Annotated in this window: 6 protein-coding genes; 5 read left to right on the top strand and 1 reads right to left on the bottom strand. The window is 72.8% G+C overall.

Annotated elements, in window-relative coordinates; all coding sequences use genetic code 11:
- Nucleotides 1-768: acetyl-CoA carboxylase carboxyltransferase subunit beta (locus GT354_RS21505; RefSeq protein ID WP_272923861.1), on the bottom strand; the 768-nt coding region annotated here is incomplete at its 3' end.
- Between the two features lie 89 nt (nucleotides 769-857).
- Between GT354_RS21505 and GT354_RS21500 the strand changes: the two genes are divergently transcribed.
- The 5 genes from GT354_RS21500 to GT354_RS21480 form a co-directional block, all read left to right on the top strand.
- Entirely contained in the window at nucleotides 858-2,102 is a 1,245-nt protein-coding gene (locus GT354_RS21500; RefSeq protein ID WP_161357982.1) for an amino acid deaminase/aldolase, read from the top strand.
- Between the two features lie 195 nt (nucleotides 2,103-2,297).
- Entirely contained in the window at nucleotides 2,298-2,672 is a 375-nt protein-coding gene (locus GT354_RS21495) for an STAS domain-containing protein (protein ID WP_161357981.1), read from the top strand.
- Between the two features lie 43 nt (nucleotides 2,673-2,715).
- Entirely contained in the window at nucleotides 2,716-3,627 is a 912-nt protein-coding gene (locus GT354_RS21490; RefSeq protein ID WP_161357983.1) for a 5'-3' exonuclease, read from the top strand.
- 228 nt (nucleotides 3,628-3,855) lie between these two features.
- On the top strand, nucleotides 3,856-4,575 hold the full coding sequence (locus GT354_RS21485; protein WP_161357980.1) for a hypothetical protein: 720 nt from the start codon (nucleotides 3,856-3,858) through the stop codon (nucleotides 4,573-4,575).
- A 251-nt stretch (nucleotides 4,576-4,826) separates the two neighbouring features.
- Nucleotides 4,827-5,995: sigma-70 family RNA polymerase sigma factor (locus tag GT354_RS21480; protein ID WP_161357979.1), on the top strand; the 1,169-nt coding region annotated here is incomplete at its 3' end.

Genomic DNA, 5,995 nt, shown 5'->3' with positions numbered 1-5,995 from the left:
CACCGAGGTCCAGGCATCGACGTCGATCGCGGCTTCGGCCGCCGGCGCGGATACGGGCGCCGGTGCCGCGACGCGCGGCGTGGTGCCCGGGTCGAGCACGTCGAACACCCGGATCACCACGTCGCGCAGTTCCTCCGGCGCTACCACCGCGTCGATCAGGCCGTGCTCGTACAGGTTCTCGGCGACCTGCACGCCCTCGGGAAAGGGCCGGTCGTGCAGCGCCTCGTACACCCGAGGGCCCAGGAAACCCACGAGGGCGCCGGGTTGGGCGGCGGTGACGTGGCCCAGGGAGCCCCACGACGCGAACACGCCGCCGGTGGTGGGGTGGCGCAGGTAGACGAGGTAGGGCAGGCCCGCGGCGCGGTGCGCGGCGACGGCCGCGGAGATCTTGACCATCTGCAGGAACGCGATCGTGCCCTCCTGCATGCGCGTGCCCCCCGACGTGGGCGACGCGACCAGCGGCAGACCCTCGGCGGTGGCACGCTCGACCGCACGGGTGAGCCGCTCGGCCCCCGCGACCCCGATCGAGCCGGCCAGGAAGGCGAACTCGCACGCGGCGACCGCGACCCGGCGGCCGCAGATGCGCCCCTCCCCCGTGACCACGGCCTCGTCGAACCCGGTGCGCTCGCGCGCGGCGGTCAGTTCGGCCGCGTAGCCGGCGTCCGTCGCCGCCGGCGTCGGCAACGCGTCGTTCCAGGGGCGGAAGGTGTCGACGTCCAGGACCCGTTCGATCAGGTCGAGCGCTCGTACTCGCTCGGGGCGACTCATGCGATCAAGCTAACGCACCGTCAGGGCGCGGTCGTGCTGTGACGGACGCGTCCCTACCGGGCGGTACAACGATCTGGCAGGCTGCGGACATGGTCGATCTCGCCGCATCCGCCCCCACCTTCGGACTCCGCTCGCCCGCCGGCTCCGAGCGGGCCCGCTACGACCGGGCCACCGCCCACCTCGACGCGCCGTTCGCGATCGTCGACCTTCAGGCGTATCGCGCCAACGCGGCGGACCTGGTGCGCCGCGCGGCGGGCACCCCGGTGCGGGTGGCGACCAAGTCGGTGCGCTGCCTGCCGCTGCTGCGCGAGGTGCTGGAGCTCGACGGATTCCGCGGCGTCATGGCCTTCACCCTGCCCGAGGGCCTGTGGCTGGCGAGCGAGGGCGTCACCGACGTACTGGTCGCCTACCCGTCGGTGGACCGCGCGGCCTATCGCCGACTCGCGGCCGACGCCGCGGCCGCGGCGCGCGTGACCATCATGATCGACGACCAGGCGCAGCTGAACCTGATCGAGCGGGCCGTCGCCGACGTGCGCCCCCGCGCCGAACTACGCGTGTGCGTGGACATCGACACGTCGTGGCAGCCACTCGGCGGCCGAGTGCGCATCGGCGCGCACCGCTCGCCACTGCACACCCCCGAGCAGGTCGCCGCGCTGTCCGAAGCGGTCCACCGACGCCCGGGCTTTCGCCTCGTGGGCCTGATGGCCTACGAGGCGCACATCGCGGGCGTGGGCGACGCGCCCGAGGGCCGCGCGCTGTACGGGCGGATCCTGCGCGTGATGCAGGCCAGGTCGGGCGCCGAACTCGCCCGCAGGCGCGCCGACATCGTGCGCGCGGTGCGGGCGATCACGCCGCTGGAGTTCGTCAACGGCGGTGGCACCGGCAGCGTCGAGCGCACGTCCGCGGAGTCCTCGATCACCGAGGTCGCGGCGGGCTCGGGGCTTTTCCAACCACGTCTGTTCGACCACTACAGCGCGTTCACCGGCCGCCCGGCCGCGCTGTTCGCGCTGCCGGTGGTGCGCCGACCGGGGCTCGGCTCGGTGACGGTGCTCGGCGGCGGCTACCCCGCGTCGGGTGTGCCGGCCAAGGACCGCCTTCCGCAGCCCTGGCTGCCGCGCGGCTTGTCCTACGAATCGCAGGAGGCCGCGGGCGAGGTGCAGACACCGCTGCGCGGCGCGGCGGCGGACGACCTGCGGATCGGCGACTCGGTGTGGTTTCGGCACGCCAAGGCGGGCGAACTGTGCGAGCGCTTCGACGCGTTGCACCTCGTCGACGGCGACCGCGTCACGCGTACGGTGCCCACCTATCGCGGCGAGGGGCACACATTTCTGTGACCGGGCGACGGCCGACGCCCCGGCGAAAGCGGGGACCGACCGGCGCGTAACCGGACAAGACCCACCCCTTCGGCGCAGCAATCCAAAAAACGACCCGTCGAGGGACTGTCCGCCACCCTCACGGATGGCCCACAATGCCCATTGCCGGCGCCGTATCGGCGCGGTGGTACGTCCGACCGGTGGAAGGTCGCAGCCATGGTCGCGCGCATGGGCACGCTCGGGCAGGAACATCCCGTCACCGGGGTGACGATCTGGCGCGGCTGCGCGGTGGTGCACCTTGCGGGCGAGCTCGACCTGCACAACGCCCCGCTGTTGCACCGCACGTTGATCGAGTTGATCGACGGCGGGTGTCGACGCGTGGTGGTGGACGCCACGGGACTCAACTTCTGCGACTCGGTGGGTCTGGGCGTGTTGATAGACGCCTTCAAGTCGATGCACGCCTTCTCCGGCGAGTTGCGACTGGCCGCCCCCGACCGCAACGTGCGGGCGACGCTGCGGATGACCGGGCTGATCGACGTGCTCGGCGTGCGCGACACCCTGCAGGAAGTGTTGGACGAGTTCGCCGATTGATGTCACCGGCGTGCGCGATGATCGACGCGTGACGACACGTCTGATGCTCCTCGACACCGCCTCCTTGTACTTCCGCGCCTACTTCGGCGTGCCGGAATCGGTCAAGGCTCCCGACGGCACGCCGGTCAACGCCGTTCGCGGCCTGCTCGACTTCGTCGCGCGCCTGGTCGAGGACCGCTCGCCCACCCGGCTCGTGGCGTGCATGGACGCCGACTGGCGGCCGCAGTTCCGAGTGGACGCGATCGCGTCCTACAAGGCGCACCGGGTCGCCTCGGAGGCCGGCCCCGACGAGGAGGAGATCCCCGACACGCTCGCGCCACAGGTGCCGGTGATCGAACAGGTGCTGGACGCGCTGGGGATCGCGCGCGTGGGCGTCGCGGGCTTCGAGGCCGACGACGTGATCGCCACGATGGCGACCTTGTCCACCGTCCCGGTCGACATCGTCACCGGTGACCGCGACCTGTTCCAACTCGTCGACGACAAGCGCGGCGTCCGCGTGCTCTACACCGTCAAGGGGGTCGCCGCGCACGAGGTGATCGACGAAGCGGCCGTGCTGGAGCGCTACGGCGTGCCCGCGTCCGCCTACGCGGACTTCGCGACCTTGCGCGGCGACGCGAGCGACGGACTGCCGGGCGTCAAGGGTGTGGGCGACAAGACCGCGGCGCAGTTGATCGTCGAGTACGGCGACCTGGCGGGCGTGCGGGCGGCCGCCGCCGATCCGACCGCCAAGCTGACGCCGGCCCGGCGGGCCCGCATCGTCGAGGCGTCCGACTACCTCGACGTGGCCCCGGGCGTGGTGCGGGTGGTGCGTGAGGTGCCGATGGCTCCCGACGCGTGGGACCGGCCGCTGCCGACCGAACCGGCCGACGCCGCGGCGTTGGACGCGCTGCGCCGGCGGTGGGGGTTGACCGGGCCGGTGAACCGGCTGCTCGACGTGCTCGCCGCGCACGGCTGACCTCACCCCCGCAGGCCGGTCTGCACACGGCGGCCCCGCCGGCGGGAATCCACGGGCGCGAGGTGGGCCGGTCCGCGACGGCCGGCGTCTTCCCGCCGGGCGGACGGGCGGCCACTCGAAAGGGTCGCTCGTGAACGCGCCGGGGCGCACGAGATCAATGTGACCCAGGTCACATCACAAAGTCGCGGGAAAACTGTCACGTTCGGCGCGAACCCCCCTCTCCCCCACATGCATACCGAGTGTGACACTCCGATCACCACCCACCCCGATCGCGACCGGCTGCGCGACGAGTGGCAACGCGAGACCTTCCGGGCCGGTTGGCCCGCGCGGGTCGCGTGGCACAGCGCCGCGGTCGAGCAGTGTTTGGACGCCCTCGCGCGCGAGGGCCACGTCCGCTCCGCCTGCCTGGCCCTGGCCAAAGACCGAGCCGCCGCCGAAATCCCGCTCGACGTCGCCCTGGCCGAACTCGACGCGCTGTTCCTGTGCGCACTCGCGCCCGCCGCGCCCGGCCCCCTCGTCCGGGCCTACCTGAGCACCCGCGCCCGAGCCAATCCGCCGGGCACCCTCCCCCCGGGCACCGACCCCATCACCGAGTTGCCCTCGGCCGCCCTACTGCAACAACGCCTGGCCCACCGCCTCGCCACCGGCGAGCACACCCGGATCGTGGTCGTCCGCCTGGAAGTACCCGAGACCCTGCTGTGGGGCCACCTGCGCCACCTACTGCTGACCGCCCGACACCTGGAGCGCGCACTCGGCGAACCGGCGCACGCGGCGCCCCCCGGACGACTGATGGCCCTGCTCGACGGCGACGACCCCGAGCTCCCCGACCGACTCGACCGGCTGTGCCGCGCCCCGGTGGACCCGCTGCACGGCGCCGGCAGCGGCGCGCCACGCATCCCCAGAGCCGGCGTCCGCCTCACCACCGCACCGGGCTCGACAGGACGGTAGCGCGCCGTGAACCACCCCTCCACACACCCGTTCGTCACCCGAATGACGCAGCGTCACCCTCGCCCGACCCACCCGACCGGCACGGGCGCGGGGAAACAGGCCCCGCGCCCGAACCGCACCACCCGCGCCGGCGCGCACGCCGGGTGCCCTCCAGAGCCCCACCGCTTCTGGACACAGCGTGATCGGTTGGTCACGATGCTGTCCGCAGAGCCGGGTTCGGCACAGGCACCAAGGGCGCAAGGGGGCAGTCGGTGGCACGCGAGGACGACGCGGCGACCTCGGATCCCACGGACGGCGACGGGACCAGCGAAACCGTCGAGGCGCACGGTCCCGGCGCGCCTCCCCCGTTCGTGCCGGGACAACGCGGCGTCCATCACCCGCGAGTGCGCGAGGGCGACCTCCCGGACGTCGCCGACCCCGGCGACGCCCGCGACCGCGACGAATTCGGGACCGGGCCGGCCACAACCGAACCGGCCCTCCCCCGGCCGCCCCACCCCGCAACGGCCCACCCCCTCACGACCGGCACACACACGCAAGCGGACGCCGACGTCGACGACGCACCCACCGACGACGGCCCCCCCGACGCCGAACTGGCCGACACGGTGCGCGCCGGCGACACCGACGCCTACGGCCTGCTGTACCAGCGCCACGTGCACTCCGTCCGCCGCTACGCCCGCACCTGCACCCGCACCCCCGAAGCCGCCGACGACCTGTGCGCCGAGGCGTTCGCCCACACCCTCCAGGCGCTGCGCGCCGGCCAGGGACCCACGCAGGCCTTCCGGGCCTACCTGCTCACCACCGTGCGCCACGTCGCCGGCGACTGGACCAAGAGCAACCGGCGCGAGTGCGTCACCGAGGACTTCACCGTCTTCGAGTCGGCGTGGGAAAACCAGGACCGGGTCGTGAAGGCCGACGACGCACGACTGGCCCTCCAGGCGTTCCAGGAACTGCCCGAGCGCTCCAGGGTCGTGCTGTGGCACGTGGACATCGAAGGCGAACAGGCCGTCCAGGTCGCCCCCCTGGTCGGCGAGAACCCCGACAACGTGCGCAAGATCCTGGAACGCGCCCGGCAGGAACTGCGCGACAACTACTTCGTCGCGTTCGCGACCGGCGGCGTCAAGGACGAGAAGTGCAAGAAGTTCACCCGGCACTACGGGCGGCACCTACGCAACCGAATGGACTCCGAGAAACGCCGAGAAAGCATCGACGCGCACCTGAGAAAGTGCAGCAGGTGCAACGACACATACGCCGAAATGGTCGACGTCCGCGATCGATACGGGCCGATCGCGCTCGCCTTGATCGGCATCACCGCGCCGATGTTCCTCAGCGGCACCGCACTGGCCGCCGGCAGCGCGGCCGCCGCGACGGCGACGGCCACCGGCCTCGGACTCGCCGTGGGCGCAGCGGGCGGCGGCTCGGT

The sequence above is a fragment of the Streptomyces sp. SID3343 genome, assembly GCF_009865215.1.
Classification (GTDB): Bacteria; Actinomycetota; Actinomycetes; order Streptomycetales; family Streptomycetaceae; genus Embleya.
Note: the sequence above shows the minus strand (reverse complement) of the source record. Positions and strands in the feature narration are given on the sequence as shown.